Origin of the sequence: Devosia sp. ZB163 (genome assembly GCF_028613635.1) — a bacterium.
Lineage (GTDB): Bacteria > Pseudomonadota > Alphaproteobacteria > Rhizobiales > Devosiaceae > Devosia_A.
The window spans coordinates 654,925-679,143 of record NZ_JAQRMY010000001.1 but is presented as its reverse complement, the minus strand read 5'-3'; the positions used below and the strand labels follow the sequence as shown (position 1 = coordinate 679,143).

General features: G+C 63.4%; 23 protein-coding genes and 2 pseudogenes. 21 read left to right on the top strand and 4 right to left on the bottom strand.

Annotated features, from left to right (window positions below; translation table 11 throughout):
- The first annotated feature begins 35 nt into the window (after nt 1-35).
- The 6 genes and pseudogenes from PRN20_RS03440 to PRN20_RS22830 form a co-directional block, all read left to right on the top strand.
- Nucleotides 36-1,166 carry a sugar ABC transporter substrate-binding protein gene (locus PRN20_RS03440; protein ID WP_273955653.1) on the top strand — a complete coding sequence of 377 codons (1,131 nt, stop codon included), beginning with the start codon at nt 36-38 and terminating at the stop codon, nt 1,164-1,166.
- A 68-nt stretch (nt 1,167-1,234) separates the two neighbouring features.
- Nucleotides 1,235-2,050: a serine hydrolase gene (locus PRN20_RS03435; protein WP_273955652.1), complete on the top strand. Its 816-nt coding sequence runs from the start codon at nt 1,235-1,237 to the stop codon at nt 2,048-2,050.
- A gap of 83 nt (nt 2,051-2,133) precedes the next feature.
- Nucleotides 2,134-3,627, top strand: coding sequence for an amidohydrolase family protein (locus PRN20_RS03430; RefSeq protein WP_273955651.1), 1,494 nt, complete (start codon nt 2,134-2,136; stop codon nt 3,625-3,627).
- Nucleotides 3,624-4,544 carry a CobW family GTP-binding protein gene (locus PRN20_RS03425; protein ID WP_273955650.1) on the top strand — a complete coding sequence of 307 codons (921 nt, stop codon included), beginning with the start codon at nt 3,624-3,626 and terminating at the stop codon, nt 4,542-4,544. The genes PRN20_RS03430 and PRN20_RS03425 overlap by 4 nt, the downstream gene beginning before the upstream one ends.
- The gene (locus PRN20_RS03420; protein WP_273955649.1) at nt 4,537-5,760 is read left to right on the top strand and encodes an NAD(P)/FAD-dependent oxidoreductase; all 1,224 of its coding nucleotides are present in this window, start codon (nt 4,537-4,539) and stop codon (nt 5,758-5,760) included. Before PRN20_RS03425 ends, PRN20_RS03420 begins: the two co-directional genes overlap by 8 nt.
- A gap of 261 nt (nt 5,761-6,021) precedes the next feature.
- Nucleotides 6,022-6,276 (top strand): annotated as a pseudogene (locus tag PRN20_RS22830) (transposase); the annotation flags it as partial.
- A gap of 504 nt (nt 6,277-6,780) precedes the next feature.
- Here PRN20_RS22830 and PRN20_RS03410 read toward each other — a convergent pair.
- Both PRN20_RS03410 and PRN20_RS03405 read right to left on the bottom strand, forming a co-directional pair.
- Entirely contained in the window at nt 6,781-7,329 is a 549-nt protein-coding gene (locus PRN20_RS03410) for a cytochrome b/b6 domain-containing protein (protein WP_273955648.1), read from the bottom strand.
- Complete coding sequence (locus PRN20_RS03405; protein WP_273955647.1) at nt 7,313-7,579, bottom strand: PepSY domain-containing protein; 267 nt, start codon at nt 7,577-7,579, stop codon at nt 7,313-7,315. The genes PRN20_RS03410 and PRN20_RS03405 overlap by 17 nt, the downstream gene beginning before the upstream one ends.
- 148 nt (nt 7,580-7,727) lie before the next feature.
- Between PRN20_RS03405 and PRN20_RS03400 the strand changes: the two genes are divergently transcribed.
- The 5 genes and pseudogenes from PRN20_RS03400 to chrA all read left to right on the top strand — a co-directional run bounded on the left by PRN20_RS03400 (nt 7,728) and on the right by chrA (nt 12,337).
- Nucleotides 7,728-8,387: a response regulator transcription factor gene (locus tag PRN20_RS03400; RefSeq protein WP_273955646.1), complete on the top strand. Its 660-nt coding sequence runs from the start codon at nt 7,728-7,730 to the stop codon at nt 8,385-8,387.
- Nucleotides 8,384-9,727 (top strand): sensor histidine kinase, encoded by a 1,344-nt coding sequence (locus PRN20_RS03395; RefSeq protein WP_273955645.1) that lies wholly within the window; start codon nt 8,384-8,386, stop codon nt 9,725-9,727. Before PRN20_RS03400 ends, PRN20_RS03395 begins: the two co-directional genes overlap by 4 nt.
- Nucleotides 9,728-9,733: 6 nt before the next feature.
- Nucleotides 9,734-10,042, top strand: coding sequence for a hypothetical protein (locus PRN20_RS03390; RefSeq protein ID WP_273956799.1), 309 nt, complete (start codon nt 9,734-9,736; stop codon nt 10,040-10,042).
- 104 nt (nt 10,043-10,146) lie between these two features.
- Nucleotides 10,147-10,967, top strand: a pseudogene (locus PRN20_RS03385) (chromate resistance protein ChrB domain-containing protein).
- Nucleotides 10,964-12,337: a chromate efflux transporter gene (gene chrA, locus PRN20_RS03380; RefSeq protein ID WP_273956769.1), complete on the top strand. Its 1,374-nt coding sequence runs from the start codon at nt 10,964-10,966 to the stop codon at nt 12,335-12,337. Before PRN20_RS03385 ends, chrA begins: the two are co-directional and overlap by 4 nt.
- Nucleotides 12,338-12,448: 111 nt before the next feature.
- Here the strand turns inward: chrA and groL are convergent, their stop codons facing one another.
- Complete coding sequence (gene groL, locus PRN20_RS03375; RefSeq protein WP_273955644.1) at nt 12,449-14,074, bottom strand: chaperonin GroEL; 1,626 nt, start codon at nt 14,072-14,074, stop codon at nt 12,449-12,451.
- A gap of 53 nt (nt 14,075-14,127) precedes the next feature.
- Nucleotides 14,128-14,457 carry a co-chaperone GroES gene (gene groES, locus PRN20_RS03370; RefSeq protein WP_443112523.1) on the bottom strand — a complete coding sequence of 110 codons (330 nt, stop codon included), beginning with the start codon at nt 14,455-14,457 and terminating at the stop codon, nt 14,128-14,130.
- Nucleotides 14,458-14,637: 180 nt separating this feature from the next.
- Between groES and PRN20_RS03365 the strand changes: the two genes are divergently transcribed.
- From PRN20_RS03365 to PRN20_RS03320, 10 genes are all read left to right on the top strand, one after another.
- Complete coding sequence (locus PRN20_RS03365) at nt 14,638-14,898, top strand: protein usg (protein ID WP_273955642.1); 261 nt, start codon at nt 14,638-14,640, stop codon at nt 14,896-14,898.
- Between the two features lie 139 nt (nt 14,899-15,037).
- Entirely contained in the window at nt 15,038-15,304 is a 267-nt protein-coding gene (locus tag PRN20_RS03360; protein WP_273955641.1) for a DUF6894 family protein, read from the top strand.
- Between the two features lie 317 nt (nt 15,305-15,621).
- Nucleotides 15,622-16,098, top strand: a complete 477-nt coding sequence (locus PRN20_RS03355; protein ID WP_273955640.1) for an Hsp20 family protein — start codon at nt 15,622-15,624, stop codon at nt 16,096-16,098.
- A 358-nt stretch (nt 16,099-16,456) separates the two neighbouring features.
- Nucleotides 16,457-17,050 (top strand): DUF982 domain-containing protein, encoded by a 594-nt coding sequence (locus PRN20_RS03350; protein WP_273955639.1) that lies wholly within the window; start codon nt 16,457-16,459, stop codon nt 17,048-17,050.
- Between the two features lie 8 nt (nt 17,051-17,058).
- On the top strand, nt 17,059-17,352 hold the full coding sequence (locus tag PRN20_RS03345; RefSeq protein ID WP_273955638.1) for a hypothetical protein: 294 nt from the start codon (nt 17,059-17,061) through the stop codon (nt 17,350-17,352).
- Nucleotides 17,353-18,026: 674 nt separating this feature from the next.
- Complete coding sequence (locus PRN20_RS03340) at nt 18,027-19,385, top strand: hypothetical protein (protein WP_273955637.1); 1,359 nt, start codon at nt 18,027-18,029, stop codon at nt 19,383-19,385.
- A gap of 32 nt (nt 19,386-19,417) precedes the next feature.
- Nucleotides 19,418-20,626 carry an EAL domain-containing response regulator gene (locus PRN20_RS03335; RefSeq protein ID WP_273955635.1) on the top strand — a complete coding sequence of 403 codons (1,209 nt, stop codon included), beginning with the start codon at nt 19,418-19,420 and terminating at the stop codon, nt 20,624-20,626.
- A gap of 79 nt (nt 20,627-20,705) precedes the next feature.
- Nucleotides 20,706-23,051, top strand: a complete 2,346-nt coding sequence (locus tag PRN20_RS03330; RefSeq protein ID WP_273955634.1) for a hybrid sensor histidine kinase/response regulator — start codon at nt 20,706-20,708, stop codon at nt 23,049-23,051.
- 400 nt (nt 23,052-23,451) lie between these two features.
- Nucleotides 23,452-23,793, top strand: coding sequence for a hypothetical protein (locus PRN20_RS03325; protein WP_273955633.1), 342 nt, complete (start codon nt 23,452-23,454; stop codon nt 23,791-23,793).
- 7 nt (nt 23,794-23,800) lie between these two features.
- A complete protein-coding gene (locus PRN20_RS03320) occupies nt 23,801-24,211 on the top strand; it encodes a hypothetical protein (protein ID WP_273955632.1) in 411 nt (136 codons plus the stop codon).
- Nucleotides 24,212-24,219: the final 8 nt, after the last annotated feature.

Below are 24,219 nucleotides of genomic sequence, written 5' to 3'. Positions count from 1 at the left end.
CCAAGAACGGCTTCGACTCCAAGGGGATACACCGAATGACCAAGACCTACGACCGCAACACAGTGATGGCGACGCGGCGCCACATCCTTGCCGCGGCCGCCGCGCTCGGCGGCACCGCACTCACGGCGCCCATCCTTGCCGCGTTCGCGCAGGACAAACCGTTGAAATTCGCCTTCGCCAACGTCACCGAGGCGGGTGAACTGTTCAAGCAGTTGGGGGACGGTTTCGTCGATGTGGCCCAGAAGGCCGGCATCACGGTTTCGCGCTACGACAACAAGTTCGATGGCGTCACCGCTACCAACAACGCGCGCCTGATGGTGCAGGAGCAGCCGGACGTCATCTTCGAGTACAACGCGGTGGAAGGCATCGGGCCGGCGTTGCGTCGAACCTTCGAGCAGGCCAACATCCCGTTCGTGGCAATCAACGTGCCGGTGCCGGGTGGCCATTGGTTCAACCTCGTCAACAAGGACCTCGGCATCGAAGCGGCCGACACGGTCGTCGGTTTCGCCAAGGAGAAGGGCTGGACCGCCGACGACACTACCGTGCTGATCGTCCAAGCGTCGGCCTCGGGCGTCGAAGTGAACGACTGCGTGCGCTATTTCTATGTCCGCGCCGCGGAGCTGATGGGCTTCCCGCAGGTTGACCCCGAGGCGATCAGCGCCACCACCACCGTGATCTCGCCGGCCGGCGTGCAGGTGGACGGCAAGGCCACGCTGGAGGACAGCTACACCAGCGTCAAGAACGTGCTGCAGACCATCCCGGCCGACCGCAACCTGCTGCTGTTCACCGTCAACGACGATAGCGCAGTGGGCGCGTGGCGCGCCGTGCAGGAATCCGGCCGTGGCGAAAAGACCTTGATCGGTGGCCTCGGCGGCTCGATCGCAGCGCTCAAGGAACTACGCGAGAATCCACAGTGGGTGGCAGAAGGTTCCATCTTCATTGCCAACTGGGGCGTCTATCTCGTTGCGATGGGCATCGCCATCACCCAAAGCGTCACTCCGCCCGCGCTGACCAAGTCGCCGCAGGCTGTCATCACCAAGGCCGACGTCGACAAGTTCTACGACGCTGCAGGCACTGCCATCCTGCTCCCACCCCTGGTCGAAGAGAACCGCTACCTCGCCGATACGGGCATCCTGCAGAAATACGCCAAGATCGAAGGTCTCTGACCTTTGATCTCCCGGGAGGCGGCTGGACCCGACCGCCTCCCACCTCCCCTCCCCCAAGAGCCGAGTTCATGTCCCAGTCCACCGCCATCGCCGAGCGCTACCCTCACCCGCTGTCGTTCATCGGAAAGAACCTCGGCACCGGCAAGACCATTGCGTTCGCGCCCCGCAAGCTGATGCCCACCGCCAGTTGCATAAAGCTGCCGATGCTGGTGGCGCTCTACGACAAGGCCGAGCGCGGCGAGATCGACCTGAACGAAATGATCACGATGCAGCCCATCGACCAGATTGGTGGTTCGGGTGTGCTGAAGCATCTCACCGGAGGGCTCACCTTGTCGCTGCGGGACGTCGCGACGCTCATGATCGTCCTCTCCGACAACACCGCCACCAACATCATCGCCGACCGTGTAGGCATTGACTTCATCAATGCAACGATGGCCGAGCTGGGCCTTTCCAGCACCACGCTGAAAACGAGGATCGACTTCGGCGCCATCGGCAACGAGGTGCGCAACCTCGCCGAGAGCACCGTCGCCGATTTCGCCATCCTGCTCGAAGGCATCGCCAAGGGCAGGCTGATCAGCCCGAAGGCGTCGGCGGCGATAAAGGATATCATGTCCCGCCAGCACTACCTCGACCTGCTGCCGCGATACCTGCCCGCCAACCCCTATGCCCGAGACCTCGGCACGGAGACCGACCTGGCCGTCGCCGGCAAGACCGGTTTCTTCCCTGGTTTCCGCGCCGACACCATCATCGTCGACGCCAACGGCCAGACGCTGGTGATGGCCGCGTTCGTGTACGGCGACGACCAGTCCTTCCTCGCCGACAACGCCATCGCCACCTTCATGGGCGGCCTCGGCCAGGCGCTGTTCCATGAACTGACCAACTGACCGGCACCGCCTGTCCTCATTCCACCCAAGACCTGGCGCCTCGCGCGCCAGGACGTCCGACAACATTTTCGGGACTAAGTTTCATGTTCGACGTCCTCATCACAGGCGGCCGCGTCATCGACCCCGAAACCGGCCATGACGGCATTGCCGACGTGGCGATCAAGAACGGGCGCATTGCCGCGATCGGCCAGAGTCTGGGGGAGGCGCGTCGGACGATCGATGCCGTCGGCCTCGTCGTTGCGCCGGGCTTCCTCGATCTCCACGCCCATGGCCAGTCCGTGCCCGCCGACCGCATGCAGGCCTTCGACGGCGTCACCACCGCGCTCGAACTCGAAGTCGGCGTGCTGCCGGTGGCGCCCTGGTATGAGGCACAGGCCCGGGTGCCTCGCGTCCTCAACTACGGCACCGCCGCCGCCTGGGTGATGGCCCGCAAGAACGTCATAGCCGGCGTCGAACTCGTGGGCGGTGATCCGGCCGTCAGCGCCATGAGCCGCAACAGCGAAGATTCCCGATGGTCCCAGGACGCCGCCACCCCCGAACAGGCTGAACGCATCGTCGCCATGACCAAGCAGGGCATCGAGGAAGGCGGCCTCGGCATCGGCATTCCCTACGCCTACGCCCCCGGCGCCGGCACCAAGGAGATGAGTCTCATCTGCGACCTTGCCGCAGCGAGCGACGTGCCGACCTATACCCATGTGGCGCAAATGTCGAACATCGACCCCAGGAGCTCGGTCGAGGCCTATGTGAACCTGATCGGCCTGGCCGCCGCTACCGGGGCACACATGCATATCTGCCACCTCAACTCGACCAGCCTGCAGGATATCGAGCGATCCGCCCAGCTCATTGCCAAGGCACAGGCGGCGGGGCTGAAGGTCACCACCGAGGCCTATCCCTACGGCACTGGCTCCACCTTCCTCGGCGCCGCCTTCTTCGCCGACCCGGCCTTCCCGAACCGTACCGGCGGCTCCTATTCGGACATCGAACTGGTCGCGACCCATCACCGCATGAGCGACAGGGCCGAATATGTCACCGAGCGCGAGAAGCAGCCGACCGCTCTCGTGCTGTGGCACTTTCTCGACACTGAGCACAATGACCGCCACCGTGACCTGCTCGATGTCTCGGTGCTGTTCCCCAACTCCGCGATCGCCTCCGACGCGATGCCGTGGAGCAATGCCGACGGCTCGCTCTACCATGGCACGGAATGGCCTCTGGCCGCCGACAAGACGGCCCACCCGCGCTCGTCCGGCACCTTCGTACGCTTCCTGAAGCGCTGGGCGCTGGATCGCCAGGCCCTGCCGCTCATCGACGCCATCGCCAAGTGCACGCTGATCCCGGCCCAGATCATTGAGTCGGCTGCCCCCGCCTTCAGGCGCAAGGGCCGGCTGCAGGTGGGTAGCGATGCCGACATCGTGGTGTTCGACCTGGGTACGCTCGTCGACCGGGCCACCTTCTCAGAGATGAACCGGCCGTCCGACGGCATGGTCCACGTGCTGGTCAACGGCACGCCGGTCATCGCCGACCGCCAACTCATCGAAGCCGCCGCGCCGGGGCGCCCAATCCGCCGGGGCGACGCGTGAGCATCCCGGTTACGCTGGTCACCGGCTTCCTGGGGGCCGGCAAGACCACGTTCATCAATCGCGCCCTCCGCGACGCGGCGGGTGTGAAGCTCGCGGCGATCGTGAACGATTTCGGCTCGATCAACATCGACGCCGACCTGATCGCCGATACTGCCGACACCGTCGTAGGACTGAAGAACGGCTGCATCTGCTGCTCACTGCAGGGCGACCTCCTGCGCACGCTCCGCCAGGTCGTCAAGCGGGGCGACATCGGCCATATCCTTATCGAGGCGAGCGGCGTGGCCGACCCGCGAGGGATCATCGAAACACTGATGGATCCGGTGCTGCGGGAAGCCGTCCGGCTCGACGCCGTCGTCACCATCGTCGATGTGCCCGATATCACCGACGCGCCCGGGCGACTCGACGACCCCCTCTGGACCGCGCAGGTGCAGGCCGCCGATTTCATCGGCCTCGCCAAATCCGGTGCGAGCGATACCCTCGCGCTGCGGGCACGCCTCGCGTCCTACAACAAGGCGCTGATCTTCGACGCCTCCGAGCCGGGGGCCTTCGACCTGCTGGTGGCCCAGGCGAGCGCGCACCCGGCGCCTGCCGACCGACCCAAAGTGACCGCCGACCGGTTCGTCTCGCTCGAATGGGAGTGGATGGGCGCAGTCGGCGCCGAGCGCTTCCAGGCCTGTATCGGCAGGCTGGCGCCGCAGCTCGTTCGCGCCAAGGGCATCGTCAACCTTTTGGATCGCGACGGCAGCTTCAGCTTCAATCTCGTCGGCCGGCGCGCCACGATGGAACCGCTGGCCCGCCTTCATAAGGCCTGCCGCCTCGTGTTGATCGGAGAGCGCGGACGCCTCGATGTCGAGGACGCACGCGACGTACTGCTGGAGACATTCGCGGACATGCGCATCCTGGTCCAAAATGGATAGCATCGTCATTGGCGGCGGCATGGTGGGCGTCGCAACCGCCCTCGCCTTGCAGGAGCGCGGCCGCAACGTGCTCCTGCTCGATCGCCGGCGACCCGGTCAGGAAACGAGCTACGGCAATGCCGGGATCATCCAGGCCGAGGCCGTTGCGCCCTACGCCATCCCGCTGGCGTTCGACCGGCTGCTGAGGATCGCCGCCGGACGCGCGCATGACGTCGCCTGGAACCTCAGAGGCATGCCCTCCTGGCTCGCCCCCGTCCTCGGCTACTTCTGGCACAGCCTGCCGCCCAACTACCGGCGGATCGTTCCCGAATACGCCCGAATGATCCTCCGCGCCACCGACGACCACGCCCGCCTGATCACCGCGGCCAGCGCCGATGACTTGATCGCGCGGCGCGGCTTCATCCAGGCCTATCGCGATGCCGCTTCCCTCGAAGCGGCGGTGGCTGAGGCCGATGCGGAGAACCGTGCATTCGGAGTGCCGTCCATCGCACTCGATGCCGCCGGGCTGGCGAAGGCCGAGCCGACGCTGCGCGTGCCGATGACGGGCGCCATTCATTTTACCAGCCCCTGGAGCTGTCGCGACCCGGGCGAACTGGTGTCGCGGTATGCCCGCCTGTTCATTGAACGAGGCGGCTGCATCGAAACGGCAAACGCCCAGTCGCTCGCACGATCAGGGGGCGGCTGGACTGTCCAGACCTCGGCGGGAACCCACGATGCGCCCGACGTCGTCGTCGCGCTCGGCCCGTGGACGCCGCAGTTCCTGGCGCCGCTCGGATACCGAATTCCCATGGTACTGAAGCGAGGGTATCACTTGCATCTTGCGGGCGAAGCCGAGCCGTTGCAGCCATTCATGGATGTGGCGAATGCCACGGTGATCTCACCGATGAACCGCGGCGTGAGGGTGCTCACCGGCGCGGAACTCAACCGCCTCGACGCAAATTCCAATCTCCGGCAGATTCGGCACGCGACCATGGTCGCCAAGACGCTGTTCCCGCTTGGCGAAGCGGTTGAGTCTCAACCTTGGCGCGGCGCCCGCCCCTGCATGCCTGAAATGCTCCCAGTGATCGGTCCCGCGTCCAGGCACCAGGGTCTCTGGTTCAATTTCGGCCACGGCCACCAGGGGTTCACCCTCGGACCGACAACGGCGCAAATGCTCGCCGATGCAATGGTCGGTGCGTCCCCCGTCGCAGCACTCGCGGCGTTCGCTCGCTACTAAGACCCTCCGGTCGCACCAGAGGGCATGCTCGCATGTACTGACCATTCGTACGGCGTGGATAAACGAACGCATAGGAGAAGCCGCCTCTTGACGAGGCCTGTACAGGGCCCGAACGCGGTCCTGTGGCGGTAGCGAGTTCTGCTGCAGGCGAGCGCTGAGCCAGCTGACCGTTTGCCTCTCCTACACCCGAACGCGCATAGGAATTGTTCGTCGGGGGGATTGGCGGTAGCGGACCTCCGCTACCGAAACACTCAGGCATGTCAGGGCCGCGAAGTGCTCAAAAAGGAACTGCTGGAGCATTTTAGGGCGAGGCGGACGATCCTCCCGTTCCCGGCATGCCAGCATGAAGCAAGCGGCCAAGGTCAGATCAAGGACGCCGTCTCGATCAGCGAACGACCCGCCAGCGTCGAAGATCGAGCCGTTCCCGGCCACTGGGAAGGCGATCTCATCGGCGGCTCCCGGACCAGCTATGTGGCGACGCTGGTCGAGCGTCACTCACGCTACGTGATGCTGATCTAGGTGTCGTTGCTAGGTTGTTCATTCGGAGAGGGACTGAGAAGCTGGGGTTGCGACACCAACCAACCTTCAACGGAGCTCCATCGAAGCTCACCGCACTTCATGTCCTCGAGGTTCCTTTCGGAGGTGGGCGTTCGGCCCGCCGAGCACTATACTATATTCGTGCCCTCCTCGAGCCGCAGGCGCTGCGGCTGGCGGCGCCGGGATTGGATCGCGGCCGTTGCCTAGGACGGCCGCCGGCTACCCGCTCGCTTGCTCGAATGAACACTGTCTCCCCATCGACGTCGACGACCCAGACTACGAAGCCGTCCCCATCCGCCCCGACATCCCGTCCAGGCTGAAGAACAGCTGTTGGAGTTGAACGCTCTCCTCCTCTTGGTCCTCCTCACCGTCGAGCTCTAACCTGTCCGGGTCGATTTCGAGGGGCTCCGTTGAAGGTTGGTTGGCTTCGCAACTCCAGCGTCTCAGCACCTCCTCGAATGAACAACCTTCATAGCTTCGACACTAGCTCAAGTCGTCACCCTCAGCGCTGCGCTTCAACCCGGTGATCATCGCCGCCGGCAGGTTCTCGCGATGGCGGATGCTCGCCACCAGTACGCCGATCAGGTGCAGGCCGATCAACAGAAGGATCGCCTTGGCGAGAGCGCTATGCAGTTCCTCGATCCACTCGACACCCCAGAACATGTCAGTGGTCTGGAGCCAGCCTATCGTCACCTGCGCAGAGACTGCAGTCATGAGGGCGATGATCATCGCGCCACCAGCCGGGTTGTGTCCCAGGTGCCGGCGCTCCCGGCCTCGCCAGATATCGCCAAGGTAGTTGAGCACGGTGCGCGGATGCCGCACGAAGCTGGTGAAGCGGGCGTGGCCGGGGCCGAGGAAGCCCCAGACCAGCCGGATGGCGATCAGTGCGCCGGCGGTGTAGCCGGCCCACTGATGCAGGCCCTTTGGATGGCCCGAAGTGAACCACGCCACCGCGATGCTGCCAGCCAGCGCCCAGTGCAAGACCCGCACCAGCGGGTCCCACACGGTGACCTTGTCAGTCAGCTTCGACATCGAGCATCTCGAGCGTAGCGGGGTCGAACAGCTTCTCCATCCGGGTGCCGTCCGGCTTGCTGGCGTAGACCTCGTAGCAGCCTTGGTCGTCCTTGATCTGCTTGACGGTCCAGCCGTCCTTTTCGAGCTGGGCCTTGAGGGTGTCCTTGGGCTGAGCCTTGTCGGCTGGCACGTTGCAGGTATCGGCGGCGAGCGCCGGGCTGGCGATCACGAGTGCAAGGGCCAGTGTAGCGATCAGTTTCGAGTTCATCGTGGTTCGTCCTTTGCATGGGAGCCAGCTCGATGCCGGCAGGGCGAAACTGGCCTCCCCCGCTTACAGCCCGCTGACGATCAGGCTCGGCCGTCGTAAGGTCCGTGTAAGGCGAAGCTGGCACTGAGCAAGTTTTTGGGAGCAATTGGTGCGCCTGCTGCTGGTCGAGGACGACGAAATGCTGGGTCAGGCGATACGGGATCACCTGGTCGCGCACGGCCACGCCGCCGATTGGACCCGTAGACTGGACGATGCCGACGCCGCCCAGCTCGCCGTCGCCTATGACGCGATGCTCCTCGACCTGAACTTGCCCGACGGCAGGGGCATGGAGTTCCTCAAGCGGTTGCGGCGCCGGGGCGACACCACGCCGGTTATCATCGTCACCGCGATGGACCAGCTCACCATGCGGATCGAAGGCCTGAACGCGGGCGCCGACGACTATCTGGTGAAGCCTTTCGATCTCGGGGAGTTGCTCGCCCGGGTCGGCGCTGTCGGCCGTCGCTATGCCGGCAATCCCAACCCGCTGATCGTGGTGGGGCCGCTGGAACTCGATCCGCCGCACAAGCTGGCGACCGTCAATGGCCGGAAGCTGGACCTGAGCGCCCGGGAATGGGCGGTTCTGGAGCGCCTGGCGCAACACCCCGGAACACTGGTGTCCCGCATGCAACTCGAGGAGGCGCTGTTCGGGTTCGGTGATGAGATCGAAAGCAACGCCGTCGAGGTCTACGTCAGCCGCCTGCGCAAGAAGCTGGATGCCGGCGTAATCCACACCGTGCGTGGCCTCGGCTACCGGCTGGCGCCGCAGTGAGCACTACCAGCATCACGCGCCGACTTGTGGTGACCCTGACCATAGGCGCCACCGCTCTGTGGCTCATCGGGAGTCTGGTCACGATCCTGCTCGTGCAGGATGCGCTGCAGCGCACACTCGACGGTGGGCTCCGCGAAACCGCGGAACGCCTCCTACCTCTCGCGGTCGATGGACTCACGGATGACGGCGATGGTGACCGCGATGCCGAGGGCTATCACGAGCCAATGCTGGAGTCCGGACGCGGCGAGTATGTCGTCTATCAGGTTCGTTCGCCGACACACGTCCTGATGCGCTCACACGACGCGCCCACGCAGCCCTTTGCGGCGCCCCTCGCGGAAGGATTTGTGACTGCACCGCCCTGGCGTATCTACACCACCGGCGATGCCCGCTCCGGCCTCTTCATTCAGGTGGCCGAGTCCGAGGATCGTCGCAACACGGCCCTTTGGGGCAGCGTTGCCGCCCTGCTGATACCGCTTCTGCTGCTCATTCCGGCGTCCATATTCGGCATCCGGTATGCCGTCGACCGCGGCCTCGCACCCCTCCGCCTGCTTGGCGAGGAGGTCGGGCGGCGGGACGTCGCCAACCTCGAACTCGTCGGCATGCCGGACGCACCGACCGAACTCAAGCCGATGATCCGGGCCATTGACGGGCTGCTGCTGCGCCTGCGTGCGGCCTTCGAAGCCGAACGTGCCCTGGCGGCGAACAGTGCCCATGAGCTGCGCACGCCGATTGCCGGTAGTCTCGCGCAAACCCAGCGCCTGGTCGAGGAGCTGGATGGGCATCCTGCCCAAGCTCGCGCCCGCAATGTCGAAGGCACTCTCCATCGCCTTTCGGCTCTTGCCTCCAAGCTCCTCGCCCTGTCGCGGGCCGAGTCCGGCGTCGCGCGACTTCCTTCGCCGATCGACCTGATACCTGCGGTCGATCTAACCCTGGGCGACGCGGCGCGCACTCTGGGCGCCCGTTTGATCGTCGTCCGGCGGCCGAAAGCTCATCTGGCCGGGGCGCTCGATCTGGATGCCTTGGGTATCGTCATGCGTAACCTGATCGAGAATGCCGTCAAACACGGTTCGACCGGCGGCCCGATCACCGTGACGATCGGTGAGAACGTGCTGGACATATCGAGCGAGGGTCCGATCGTCAGTCCGGAACGGCTTGGCATGCTGGTCAGGCGCTTCGAGCGCGGCGACGCGACGTCGGACGGCTCAGGCCTCGGATTGGCCATCGTCGACACCATCCTGCAGCAGGTCGGGGGAACGCTTGAGCTGCGCTCACCGGCCATAGGCAGGGATAGCGGATTTACCGCACGCGTCGCATTTCCCCAACGCGAACAAGGGGGCTAACGCGTCATGTCGAGGCTCAAGACACATCCCGAAGTGCCCTTTGTCGGCCGGTCGGGTGGTTGCGGGCTGCGACTGCTGATCGGCATCGCCGCCGCTTCGGCCGACAAGGGCTCGATCGTTCTTGCGAACCATCACTTCGCCGGCAGCGCTGATGGCATGGACCTGGAACAGCGACTTCGCGATGTCCAATCCGATTATGCCAATCTCCTCCATGGGCGCCTCCTCTCGTGCGGTCCTCGACACACCGCCACGTGGCACATCGCGATGCCGGCGGAGGAGCCGTCCACCGCATCACTAGCAGACACTCTCGATTGACATAGTCGGCCACGGCACGGCATCACTATTGCCATGGGGACTGCGACCTCCCCACGAGGCGTCACGCCGAAGTTCGCGTCCAACGACACCTCAAAGGACGCACCATGCCCTCATATGCTTCTATTTCGCCGGGAAAACTCGCCCGCCTCCTCGGCACTCCCAAAGCCCCCGTCATCATCGACGTGCGCGAGCAAGATGCCATCGCCGCCGACCAGCGGCTGATCCCAACCTCGCTATGCCTGCCCTACGAGACCGCCGACAGCTGGGCTCTGGACTATGCCGGGCGCACCGTTGCCGTTACCTGCCAGCACGGCAAGGCGCTGGCCGAGGGAGTCGCCGCCTGGCTGCGCCACTACGGGGCCGATGCTGAGGTCGTCGAAGGCGGCTTCGAGGGGTGGCGCGATGCCGGTCTTCCCTTGATCCCGCTTGGCACCATGCCGAAGCGCAGCGCGAGCGGTGCGACCGTCTGGGTCACCCGATCGCGGCCCAAGATCGACCGCATCGCCTGCCCCTGGCTGATCCGACGCTTCGTCGACCCGTCTGCGGTGTTCCTGTTCGTCGCTCCGTCCGAGGTCAGCGCGGTCGCGGACCGCTTCGGGGCGACGCCATTCGATGTCGAAGGAGCTTTCTGGAGCCACCGGGGAGAGCTCTGCACGTTCGACGTGATGGTCGAGGAGTTCGGTCTGGTGACGGAGCCGCTAACGACCATCGCCAAGATCGTCCGGGGGGCGGACACCGACCGGCTAGACCTCGCGCCCGAGGCGGCGGGACTCCTTGCGGTGTCGCTGGGTCTCTCCCGGCTCCACGCCGACGACCTCGAGCAGCTCGAAGCGGGGCTGAGCATCTACGATGCCCTTTACCGCTCTGGGCGCGGGACGCCACCGACGAGACCCACTCGTGGCCGGGCGGAAAGGCAGCCCGATGAACGTGGCGACGCCTCCCGACCTCGCGCCCCGAGCTCCGACGCTCGCCGAGGCCACCAGGGTCTGGGCCAAGATCGGCCTGCTGAGCTTCGGCGGGCCAGCGGGCCAGATCGCCCTGATGCACAAGGAACTAGTCGAGGAGAGGCGCTGGATTGCAGAGAGCCGCTTTCTTCACGCCCTTAACTTCTGCATGCTGCTGCCCGGTCCCGAGGCCCAGCAACTGGCGACCTATGTCGGCTGGCTGCTGCACGGCACCAGAGGCGGAATCATCGCCGGAACCCTCTTCGTCATCCCCGGCTTCGTGGTCATTTCCGTACTGTCGGCGCTCTATGCGCTTTTCCACGAAGCGGGATGGCTGGCGAGCCTTTTCTTCGGGCTCAAAGCGGCCGTACTCGCGATCGTCATCGAAGCGGTCGTCAGGGTAGGCCGCCGGGCACTGAAGAACGGTGTGATGGTGGGCATAGCGATCTTGGCTTTCGTTGCCCTCTTCGCGTTCAGCGTGCCGTTCCCGGTGGTTGTCCTGCTTGCCGCGCTCATCGGCCTCATTGGTACCGGGATCAACCCTGCACTTTTCTCGCCACCGAAGCACAAGGCGGCGGCGCCCGACCTGCCCTCTGTCATCGGAGAGAACTTCACCAAGCCCCACCCATCCCTCGCATCGACGCTCCGAACGGCCGCTGTTTGGGTTGCGCTGTGGATCGCTCCGCTGCTGGTGATCGTGCCTGCGCTCGGCTGGTCCAGCACGTTCGGTACTCTGTGGGTATTCTTCTCGCAGATGGCAACGGTGACCTTCGGGGGAGCTTACGCCGTGCTGGCCTACGTCGCCCAGGAGGCGGTGCAGAACTTCGGCTGGCTGCGGCCGGGCGAAATGGTCGACGGTCTGGCTCTGGCCGAGACGACACCCGGCCCGCTCGTGATGGTGCTGAGCTTCGTCGGATTCCTCGCGGCCTATCGTGATCCCGGGGGGCTCGACCCACTGCTGGCGGGGCTGCTGGGCAGCGCCCTAACGACATGGGTCACCTTCGTGCCCTGCTTCCTGTGGATCTTCCTCGGCGGTCCCTACATCGAGAAGCTCAGGTCCAACCGCGAACTGTCCGGCGCACTCAGCGCCATCACGGCGGCGGTCGTGGGAGTCATCCTCAACCTTGCCATCTGGTTCGGTCTGCATGTCTTGTTCCGGGAGGTCGGCACGTTCACGGCGGGGCCGGTATCGGTCGCCACCCCGAACCTGATGACAGTGAACCTGGCGGCCGTGGCGCTCAGCATTGTCGCAGGCGTCTGCCTGTTCCGCCTCAAGGTGGGCATCACGTGGACGCTGGCCGTCTGCGGCGGCATGGGACTTGCGGTTATGCTGGTGCCGCTACCGGCGTAGGTCCGAAGCGGTCGTAGAGTACGACGAACGTTGAGAGCAGGTACTCCTGGGAGCAAGCGAGAACGAGCTTCACAATAAAGGAAGGGCCGGTTGGAACCGGCCCTTCGCAACTCAGAAGTCCATGCCGCCGGGCGCGGCCGGCAGCGGAGCTTCCTTCTTCGGCTTCTCCGCAATCATCGCTTCGGTGGTGATCAGAAGGCCAGCGACGGAGGCGGCATCCTCGATAGCGGTGCGGACGACCTTGGCGGGATCGATGATGCCCCACTTGTAGAGGTCGCCATACTCGCCGGTCTGGGCGTTCCAGCCGTGCGAATAGTCGGTCTTCTCCAGCAGCTTGCCGACGATGACCGAGCCATCCTCGCCGGCGTTGAGCGCGATCTGCTTGGCAGGCCACTGGATGGCGCGGCGTACGATGTCGACGCCGGTGCGCTGATCGGCATTGTCGGGCTTGAGGGCTTCGAGAGCCTTGGTCGCTCGCAGAAGGGCCACGCCGCCACCCGGCAGGACACCTTCCTCGACTGCCGCGCGGGTCGCGTGCATGGCGTCGTCGACTCGGTCCTTCTTCTCCTTGACTTCGACCTCGGTCGATCCGCCGACGCGAATAACCGCCACACCGCCGGCAAGCTTGGCGAGACGCTCCTGCAGCTTCTCACGGTCGTATTCCGAGGTGGTCTCCTCGATCTGCGCCTTGATCTGTGCAACGCGGCCTTCGATCTCGGTCTTGGAGCCGGCGCCATCGACGATGGTGGTGTTCTCCTTCTCGATCGTGACCTTCTTGGCGGTACCGAGCATGTCGAGGGTGACGTTCTCGAGCTTGATGCCGAGGTCCTCGGAGATGACGTTGCCGCCAGTGAGCACGGCGATGTCCTCGAGCATGGCCTTGCGGCGATCACCGAAGCCCGGTGCCTTCACTGCGGCGATCTTCAGTCCACCGCGGAGCTTGTTGACGACGAGGGTGGCGAGCGCTTCGCCTTCCACGTCCTCGGCCACGATGAGCAGGGGCCTTCCGGTCTGCACGATCGCTTCGAGCACGGGCAGCATCGGCTGCAGGTTGGAGAGCTTCTTCTCGTGCAGGAGGATGTAGGGATCCTCGAGCTCCACCCGCATCTTCTCGGCATTGGTCACGAAGTACGGGCTGAGGTAGCCCCGATCGAACTGCATGCCTTCGACGACGTCGAGCTCGGTCTCGGCAGTCTTGGCTTCCTCGACCGTGATGACGCCCTCGTTCCCGACCTTCTGCATCGCCTCGGCGATCATCTTGCCGATGCCCGTCTCGCCATTGGCCGAGATGGTGCCGACCTGGGCGATCTCGTCGTTGGACGTGATCTTGCGGGCGTTCTGCTTGAGTTCGGCAACCACCGTCGAAACGGCCAGGTCGATGCCGCGCTTCAAGTCCATCGGGTTCATGCCCGCGGCAACCGCCTTGGCACCTTCCTTGACGATGGCCTGAGCGAGCACCGTCGCCGTGGTCGTCCCGTCGCCGGCGAGGTCATTCTGCTTGCTGGCGACTTCGCGCACCATCTGGGCGCCCATGTTTTCGAACTTGTCGGAGAGTTCGATCTCCTTGGCGACGGTCACGCCATCCTTGGTGATGCGAGGAGCTCCGAAGCTCTTTTCGATCACAACGTTGCGGCCCTTGGGGCCGAGGGTCACCTTCACCGCATCGGCGAGGGTGTCGACGCCCTTCAGCATACGGTCGCGGGCATCGAGGGAGAACTTGACTTCCTTAGCAGCCATTTGTCGTCACTCCTTGAGACGTAACGAGATTTGACTCTGGGTTGGCGAAGGCCTCAGGCGGCCTTCTTGACTTCAGCGACGGGCTCGATCACGCCCATGATGTCGCTTTCCTTCATGATCAGGAGCTCCTGGCCATCGAGCTTGACCTCGGTGCCGCTCCACTTGCCGAACAGGACCCGGTCACCCGGTTTCAGTTCTGTGGCCACGAGCTCGCCGCGCTCGTTGCGGGCGCCTGGCCCGACTGCCACGACTTCGCCTTCCTGCGGCTTTTCCTTGGCAGTGTCGGGGATGATAATTCCCCCGGCGGTCTTCTGCTCCGCGTCGATGCGCTTGACCACGACACGGTCATGCAAAGGACGGAACTTCGTCAAAGCTTCCTCCATTGAGTTGCAACGATGTGAGTGTCGCCCGGACGCGCCCGCGCCCAGGCAAAAAACAGCTAGGAGCGGAGATTTTCTCGTTCAAGAGGGGCTGATCAGATTTTTCCGAGGCCTCGCTACGGCCTTGAAATCTCAGCCGATTGACATCAATCTGAGCGCTGGCAGCTCTAGGAGGTTCTTTGAATGTCCAGGTTCCGCGATACGCAAACCACTGTCGGCTACGGGCTCACCACGGCGCAGATCGTTTATCGGATGCCCGACCATCGCTCTCTTTTTCAGGAGTTTGTTTGGCAGCGTTACGACACCTACCCGGAGTTTCCGTTGCTTGCTGGCTTTCTGGCGTTCTGGGAGGAGAAGATCGAGGGTCCTATCCACTCGGTTACGGTGGCACATGCTCGGCTGATCCAACCGACTGATCTGATCGCAATGCGGCGGGCGCACTGAACGGACGGCCTGGCCCGGTCTACTGCCAGCTCGGTGAGAGCCAGGATCGATAGCTGGTGGGGGCGAAGTAGTCAGTCCCTCAGTTTACTCACTCGGATAAGCTTTGTCTGGCCTGGGCCCATTGTCCTATGCATGGGCTATGGGCGAGTTTTACTTTGATGTGCGCTGGGCGAACATAGTCTACGAGGACCACGTCGGCGTGGAACTTGCCGGGCTGGCGCAAGCATGGAGTTGGGCCCTTCGCGATGCCCAGTTACTGGTCGATCAGGCGACCTTTGATGACTGGGAAGATGTATGGCTGGAAGTTCGCGACGCACGTCGTCGCCAGGTTGCGACCGTAGCGCTCGCCAGTTTCAGAACCGAGTCCGAACGCCTGAACCAGTCGACCATTCCATTAGAGAAGTGAGGATCGCGGCCTCATCAGTGTGTGCCGCTCCCCGCACAAGCGTAGCCAGTTGCTTCAACAGCGCGACCGCTCAGAACCTGGTCGAACCATATGGGCCGCAGGAGTCAGTTTTGGTCTGCATAGGGATCCGCAAGCCTTCACCCGCTGGGCGCGCGAGGCGCTGTGGTGCTGACCGAAAAAAGATGATCTGGGGCTCTTGACGGTCGCGATGCGCTACCTAGATCGAAGGCACCGGCGCCTTCGGGGCCGGAAGAATCGGGGTGGCCCGGCAATGGGTCCGTCCCTCGTATCTATGTTGCTCTAAGGAGAATGTGGCTATGAGAACCTTCGACTTCGCACCTCTTTATCGCTCCACCGTCGGCTTCGACCGCCTGTTCGACATGCTCGATAGTAGCATCCGTCCAGATTGGCCGCCTTACGACATCGAAAGGCTCGACGCGGATCGCTACCGCATAAGCATGGCGGTTGCCGGCTTCTCGGCCAGCGAGATCGAGCTGACCCAGGAGGGAAACGCGCTTCTGGTAACCGGCTCAAAGTCGGGAAACGACGAGAAGCGGCAGTATCTGCATCAGGGAATCGCCAACCAGAGTTTCAAGCAGACCTTCAGTCTGGCTGACCACGTGAAAGTGGAGGGTGCCTCGCTGGAGAACGGTTTGCTGTCGATCAGTCTGGTGCGCGAGGTTCCCGAGCAGTTGAAGCCCCGGCGTATCTCGATCGGAGACGCCTCTGGCTCCCGGGGTCCAAGCGGGCAAGAGCCCAAGCAAATCGAGCAACCGGCTCGCACTGCGGCCTGATCTCCCCAACGTTCGATTTAGGGACGCGACCACCTGGTGCCAACCGGGAGGACGAGAGCATGGAGAAGATCAGTGAGCGTCTATCCCTCGGATGAGTACGATAGCTCGGAGCTCGAGCACAAAGTTGCGTTGCGGGGAAAGCGGCCTCTCCAGCCCTGGCTGACTCGAAGGCGCGGCAACGATGACGACGACTATCCTCCGCCCGCGCCGGCGGGGGCCCCGCCACCGACACCAACGCGGCCTCTGGTTGACGCAGTTGCGGAGGTGGCGTGAAACGATTGAAGGGAGGGCGGTGCATTGCCGCCTTCCCTCTCGCGGCGCCTGCCGCATCGCTTTGTTCAGACGATCGGAGAGAGTGATGGCAAATCGACCATTTTCCCAACCGGTGTCCTTAAGGCTCCACCACGCTGGTAGCTTCCAGGCCAGGAGCGCCTGTGAGGCACACGAATATCTTGATCTGCACTGGCCAGCTGCTCGCACGGCTCACTACCGGCAGGCCAAGGCTCTCTGCGAGTCGGCCATCGAGGGACTGGTCGACGCAGAGGTCGCTCGCCGGGCAGTTATCGACGCTGCCCGGCGAGCTGGTCTGCTCGCAACAAAGCGGCAGGTCGACGGGCATGACACGAACACAAGCTATGTTGCCGTCGCGAACGGATGGCAGTGGCCGAGCCAGACAGCAGAGGACGACGACGTCAGCGACAGCGACTTGGTCGGATACTGGCGCGCCGCCGACATCGTTGAGGATCCTGCGCTCTCGCCCAGTCGCAAGAAGGCCCTGCTGTCATATTGGGCCTCGGATGTGCATGCGGTTAGTGGGGCGCCGTCGCTTCGCTGTGCCCGCGGCGTGACGGTGACGATTGACAGCCTGTTCGAAGCCATGGCGCGGCTGGACAACGAGATCGACCAGGCAGCGATGCTGTCCGGCCCTTCCATCAAGGGCCGCTCTTGGTAGGTGTTGAAATGAAAGACTTTAGCACATCCTCCTCCGGCGAAGAGCTGCTGTTCGACTGGCAGTTGGACGTGTCCCGGCTTGAGAAGGAGGCATTCGATGCCAAGCAGAACAAGATCGCGGATCCGTGGGCGCTAGTGGAGGCGGAGTGTTCCCTCGATCTTGTCGACGCCGAAATAGCGGCCATCCGCGGCTCATCCCCGAGCGAGGCCCGAACGAAGATACTGGCTCATCTTGAGGCGTGGCGCCTGCGCCTGGAGCGAGTGGTTCGCAATCTGAGGTCGCTGTCGAGCGATGTCGGCTGAGTATGAGCTTACGCAGAACGCCATCGATGAACTCATTCGCCTGTCCCGAGAGGTAGGTTCCCCAATTGCGGACAGGCCCGAGTTTCAAATCCTATGGGACGAACGTTTGGTAATGGGCGGCGACAAGCAGCGTTGCCACATCACGAGCCGCGGAAAAAGCTGGCTACAGCGGCGCGGCCTCATTCCGTAGCGCTCAGCGACCGAACTCGGGATCGCCGCTCAACGTCAGTCATGCGGCGATCTCACGTCCTTCGAGATGAAGGCGGTTAAGCTGCTGGCGAAGAATAAAGGCCAAGTGTTCGCTGTGCTCGACCTGCCGGCGGGTGATAGCCCTCATACCGATATCGTTGGCCGAAAGACCTCCTCGGCTTTCCGGGTCAAGCCTCCGAGCGGCCATCCATAAATACCACCACTCGAACTGGACCCACGCTGGCTATTCTCCAAGCTGATCGGGTGTTCGGGATTCTTCTCTTCTCGCCAACTGCGAGTCAGAGCGCAATCATTGGTAGGCGGCCGAGCTGCTGAAACGCCGCGGCGGTGGGGTTCTGGCTGTCGACGGTGGTGTCGGTTCTCTGAGTGTGGGCTTAGGCGTTTTCTGCGCAAGCGGGATAGAGGTTCGTTAATCAGTTGCGCCCAAGGGTAGCCGGGCAAGGGGTAGCGCTTGTGCGTCAGATATGACCGTATTCAGCATCATAAGAACGTTCTTCCATAGAACGAGCTCGCCGCGACCTCTCCCTGCCGGAGGGCAGCAGCCTCAAGTTCCCGGCTCTCCGCCGGCAACCGTTGCCGACCACGTGCCAGGTCGTTCGCCGTCCCCCAGCGACGACCGCATTAGCAGCTTTGCTGGAACCAAGGGCCCCGCTCCGCAATCGCTGACAGCAGGCAGTTTCGAACTCATCGGGCTGGACGAAATCAAGGAGGCGCTGGGAGAGCGGTGGGCCAGCCTCGCGGCTCGAGCGAGCGAACTTGCCGAGCAGGGCATCAGGCGGCGAATCTCCGATTCGGACCTTCTGGAAGTGCAAGGCGACACCGAGTTCCTCGTCTGCTTTTCCAAGCTCAGCCCGGACGCCGCGACCGGTCGAGCCAAGCAGATTGCACGAGAGATCAAGCAAGAACTGCTGGCCGAACTCCCTGAGTTTTCATCGAGCCTGACCGTCAAGCAATACGTCGCGGAAATCGATCTCGCGACTCTTGCGGAAAGCACGGGCAGCCTCGCTGACCGCCTCGTGTTCACCCTGCGTGGCATGCGGCTGGAAGCGGATCGGGCAATCTTGAACTATCGCCGCCTGCTGCTGAAGGATTTCCAGCTGCTCTTTGCTCCGGTGTGGGACCCCGAGCGCGCCATGGTGAACCTTAATCGGTGTGTTCTCGACCTATCACTGGGCTGCACTACACTATCCCAGTTTCAGGCAATCGCCGATCCCGATCAGATGGTCGATACGCTAGCCGACATCGACTGCCTTGCACTAACCAGGGCGATCGAGATGCTGCACCGCCATGGCCGGGGGAGCAACGTCGCCACCCTACTTGTCCCGGTGGGCTATCAAACGCTCGCCCGCAGTGCGACCAGGCGAGAGTACCTCAAGCTGCTGGCCAGTATCCCTGAGGTCTACACTCCCTTCGTGAAGCTGGAAATCACGAACGTGCCTGCTCGCCCTAACGTCGATCAACTGAACAGTATGCTTCTCGCTGCAAGCACCGTCAGTCCCTCCCTGACACTGCAGGTGAACGGCAACGCCAGCTTTCTGCCTTCTCTAGATCCGGAGCCACTGTGGGCGCTCTCGTGCAATCTGTCGGTCGGGCAACTGCGTAACGCCAACCTGAAGACCTTGGGACCGCAGTTCTGGGAGTTCGCAAAGCGCAACGGATTGCGGACCTTCGCCCACAACGCCAACACAATCGGGCTGGCCCTTGCGGCCGTTGAGAGCGGATTTTCGTACGTCAGCGGCACAGCCGTTCACCTTTCGCAGGACGTACCGCGCGCGCCGTCCCGCCTTCAGCCGCTCACCTTCCCGAAGCGTGTAACCGGATAACCTTATGTCGAGCCTCAGCAAAGAAGGCGTCCATGCCTGACTACAGTTCCGTGCCGCAAGCTGGACACCCGGGTTCGGCCTTGAGACTGCTGATCCTCGACGATGATCCACTCGTTGGCGATACCGTCCGGATAATGGCCGGCTCCGTTGGTGCCAGCGCCTTCTATTGCCGCACAGCCGCCGACTTCTTCAAGCGGGTCGCGGAATGGGCGCCCAGTCACATTCTGCTCGACCTCGTGATGCCGGGCCTCGATGGTGTGGAAGTCATCCAGCGCCTCGGCGAGATGGGCTGCGAAGCGAAGCTGATCATTGTCAGCGGCGTCGATCGCCGGGTGCTCGACGCTGCGCAGCGATCAGCCAGGCTGCACCGTCTATCGCTTGCCGGTGCCCTGTCCAAGCCATTCAGCCGGAGTGCTCTGGCCACTCTCCTCGAAGTGGGCTGCGCTGCTCCCCAGTTCCATCTGGTCCCGGCGGAACCACGGCCGACGCCGTCCAGCCGCGATCTGAAGCACGCGCTGGAACACGGAGAAATCGGCCCCGTCTTTCAGCCCAAGGTGCGGTGCAGCGATGGTAGTCTCGTCGGGTACGAGGCACTGGCGCGCTGGACCCGTGCCGAAATCAATCTCTGGAGTCCTGACACGTTTGTCCCCCTGGCAGAGCAAACGGGTCAGGCAGCACGGCTCACTGAGGTCATCGCGGATCGTTCGCTCCAGTGGCTGGGCAGTAATTTCCCCTCTGCGCCCCACTCGGTAGCCATTAATGTTCCGGCGCAGTGTCTGAAGGACGATCAGATAATCCGATTCATTGGCCGCACGTGTTCGCAGTACGGCGTCACCCCGGATCGGGTTGTCCTGGAGGTGACCGAAAGCGGCGCCGTCGAGCCCGATTCAGCCGCCCTCGACGTCCTGACCCGGGTGCGGCTGATGGGCATGAAGCTTTCGATCGACGATTTTGGCGTGGGCTATTCGTCGCTGGTGCAGTTGGCCCGGATGCCCTTCTCGGAAATCAAGATCGACCGCAGTTTCGTTGCCGAGTTGTGCCATTCCTGTGAGGCGCAGGCCATCGTTGCGGGCATCATCGGGATGAGCAATGGACTGGGGATGACCACGGTCGCGGAGGGCGTCGAGGATCTGGACACGTACATGCGGCTGCGCGAGTTGGGATGCGACGCCGCCCAAGGCTATTTCATCGGCCGTCCCATGGCGGCCCCCCTCGCGCTTGCCTGGTCCGACAGCGCCTGAAGCTCCGGTCGGTGCCATGGTTGGCGGGCAATAGCGCAGCAGCCGCAGAAGATCCGCCGGGTAGACAGATGGAAACCCAATGCACCCAATCAGCGCACTCCAGTCCCTGGATTCTCTACCCCGGGAGCCGGTCGCCACGGAACAGGACACCGGCGAAACGGCAGGGCCGCGGCAGGCCGAGACTGCCAGCCTACGACGAATCGCGAGCCGTATTGCACGCCTTGGAGGATGGCGTGTCGATCTCCATCCGACACGGCTGAGCTGGAGCGCGGAAACGGCAGAGATTCACGAAGAGCCGCCGGACTTTTCGCCCGATGCCGACAAGGCCCTGAGCTACTACACGGCGGAGCACCAGCCGGTAATCCGCAAGGCGTTCGCCGACTGTGTCGAACGCGGCAGGCCGTTCGATGAGGTGCTGGAGTTGGTCACGGCGAAGGGGAACCGCCTCTGGGTTCGCTCGATCGGCGAAGCCGTTCGCGATGATGCAGGAGCCATCGTGGCCGTCGAGGGGGCGTTCCAGAACATCTCCCACCTGGTCGCCATGCGCCATGATGCCGACGCCCTGTCGCGTCGGCTGCGCCAAACCCTCGAGAGCATCAGCGATGCCTTCTTTCTGCTCGACAAGGACTGGCGGTTCTCGTTCCTTAATGGCGAGGCCCAGATGCTGTTGGGGCGCAGGCACCAGGATCTGGAGGGCCGGACCATCTGGGATGAGTTTCCCCAAACGGTGGGGAGCATGTTCGAAACCAGCTATCGGCGGGCGATGGCGGATGACCGCTCCGTGCGATTCCAGGAGTACTTTCCGCCGCTGGCGAAATGGTTTGACGTCGATGCCCACCCCACACCGGAAGGACTTGCGGTCTACTTCCGTGACATTTCCAGGCGCAAGCGGGCCGAGGAGGACGTGCGTGTCAGCAATGAACGGTTCCTGCTTGTCGCGCAGGCCACCAATGATGTGATCTGGGACTGGGACCTCGTCGGCGACAACCTGTGGTGGAACGATAACCTCAGAACGCTGTTCGGCCACGACCCCGCCTCCATTGAGCCGGGCCCCGAATCCTGGACAACCCGCATACACCCCGAAGATGTCGGCCGTGTCCTCGACAGCATTCAAACGGTGATCCACGGCACTGAAAGGACTTGGGTCAGTGAGTATAGATTCCTTCACCGCGATGGGCATGCGCTCAGCGTCGTCGACCGCGGCTTCGTCATTCGCGATGGCAACGGCAAGGCCATCCGGATGGTGGGCAGCATGCTCGATGTTTCACGTCAGCGCGAACTGGAGGATCGCCTGCGGCAGGCGCAAAAGCTCGAAGCTGTGGGTCAGCTGACGGGAGGCGTCGCGCACGACTTCAACAATCTGCTGACGGTCATCCTCGGAAATGCCGAGCTGCTGGCGGAGGATCAGGCAAACCGGCACCAGACGCGTGCTCTCGCCGAAATGATCCTGACGGCTGCCCAGAGGGGGGCGGACCTCACGAGTCGCCTCTTGGCATTTGCCCGGAAGCAACCTCTGCAGCCGCAGGTGGTGGACCTGAGCACCCTCATCGCCTCGATGGAAGCGTTGTTCCATCGCACACTCGGCGAACACATCGAGATCAACATCGTCCGACCGACAGGTCTGTGGATGACCGAGGTCGACCCGACGCAACTGGAAACCGCGGTGCTCAATCTGGCGATCAATGCCCGAGACGCAATGAGGGAGTGCGGTCGCATGACAATAGAACTGGCCAATGCAACGATTGATAGCAATCAAGCGGCCATCATCGGCGACATGACGCCGGGGGATTATGTCGTGCTCACCGTGACTGACACCGGGGCAGGAATCGCGCCTGAGGTACTGCCGCACGTCTTCGAACCCTTCTTCACGACCAAGGAGGTGGGCAAGGGCTCCGGGCTGGGACTCAGTATGGTGTATGGTTTTGTCAGGCAGTCGGGCGGTCATGTCCGCCTCAACTCCACCTTGGGACAGGGGACTTCGGTACGGCTCTGCTTTCAGCGATCCTTTGAGCAGCCCCCCTCGATCCCTGAGGGTGTTCGGCCGCGCAGGGTCAGGGGCGGTAGCGAAGTGATCCTGGTCGTGGAGGACGATGCACTGGTCCGCCACCACGTCACCGGACTGCTGGAAGACCTTGGCTATTCCGTTCTGCAGGCCGCCGCCGGCCACCAGGCCCTCCACATGCTCGTGACCAATTCCGCCATCACGTTGCTTTTTACCGATATCGTGATGCCGGGCGGCATGAGCGGGGAGGAACTTGCAAAGCAAGCTATCGCAATTCGACCCGGCCTGAAGGTCCTGTTCACCTCCGGCTACGCCGAGAATGCCCTTGTGCACGAGGGACGCCTCGATCAGGGTATCCATCTGCTTGGCAAACCCTACAGCAGAGACGAGTTGGCCGACATGGTCCGGACGGTCCTGGACTAGTGGCGCATGAAGCAAGGCGACAGACCTGCGCGCGCTCACGCCTCACGACTTGAGGGTCCCGGCGCCACGTGGCCAAGTACATGCCGCACCGAGCAGATCAACACGCACGTTTCCGCCATACTACTTATAAGTATGAGCAAAGTACCGTATATAGCGCGCACGACTCGTTGATTCATAAGTAATATATCGCCGCCTCCGCGAACGCAGAGGACCTCTGCAAGCACTTTACTTTGTCGAATATTTGTCCTGCACGACGATTTATCGAAATCGTTGCGCAATTGAGTCAATTGCTGCGGAGGGCGGCTGCCTGCAACGTTCAGTCCTGCCCCGCCAGAGCGACAACCAGCTGTGGTGCGCGAGCGAGACGCCTGTTCGTAGTCAGCGAGTGAGGAGGTGCGCCTTGGCAACCCAGGTTATCGGCCCGTGGCGGCTGGATATGCGGGTCTGGATCGGGCCTCAGGGCCTGCCGCCCGGCCAGCACTTCTATTTCTGGATCGGCATCGGCGACAATGTCGGCGGCGCGATCTCGGTAACGCCGATCCCGTGGACGCGGCTGCCCGGCAGCAACTACCAGCACCGCCAGCAGCACATGCTCGTGCATTCGGTGAACATCGCGAGCGTGCCCTTCGTCGGACCTGTCGGCGGCAGTGAAAGCCACACCCAGGTGCACGCCACGTATCAGAACTGCGGGCAGAACCCGATCGAAGGCTTCAGCATCTACATCAGCATCGATAGCCCGTGAGCAGCAAATGATCCTCTCAATCGTGCACGACGATGACGGCAACATCATTGGCGCAACCGCCCAGCCGGAGGGGATGCCTCCATCCGGCCCGACGCCCAATGCCAACCATCGGCTGGCGCTCGTGGAGGTCGCGGATCCCCCTGGCCAGCAATCCGACGCGATCTTCGATTTCGTCCTCAGAACGGTGGAGAACAGCCGGATCGAGTTGAAGGACGGCAAGGCCGTGCTCGCGATGAAGGAAGGGAACACTGCAGTCCCATCCAAGGGGCCGAAGGGCGACACGAGGGTGGTCTATTCCGATCCGGCCGTGGCCAGGATCATCGAATGCGGGAGCAACGGGGTGCTCTACTACGTGATCTGCGGCCCTGATGGCAGCGGCGGAACCCTGTTCGAGTACATCCCGATCGGGAGCTGCTAGCTCGGGCC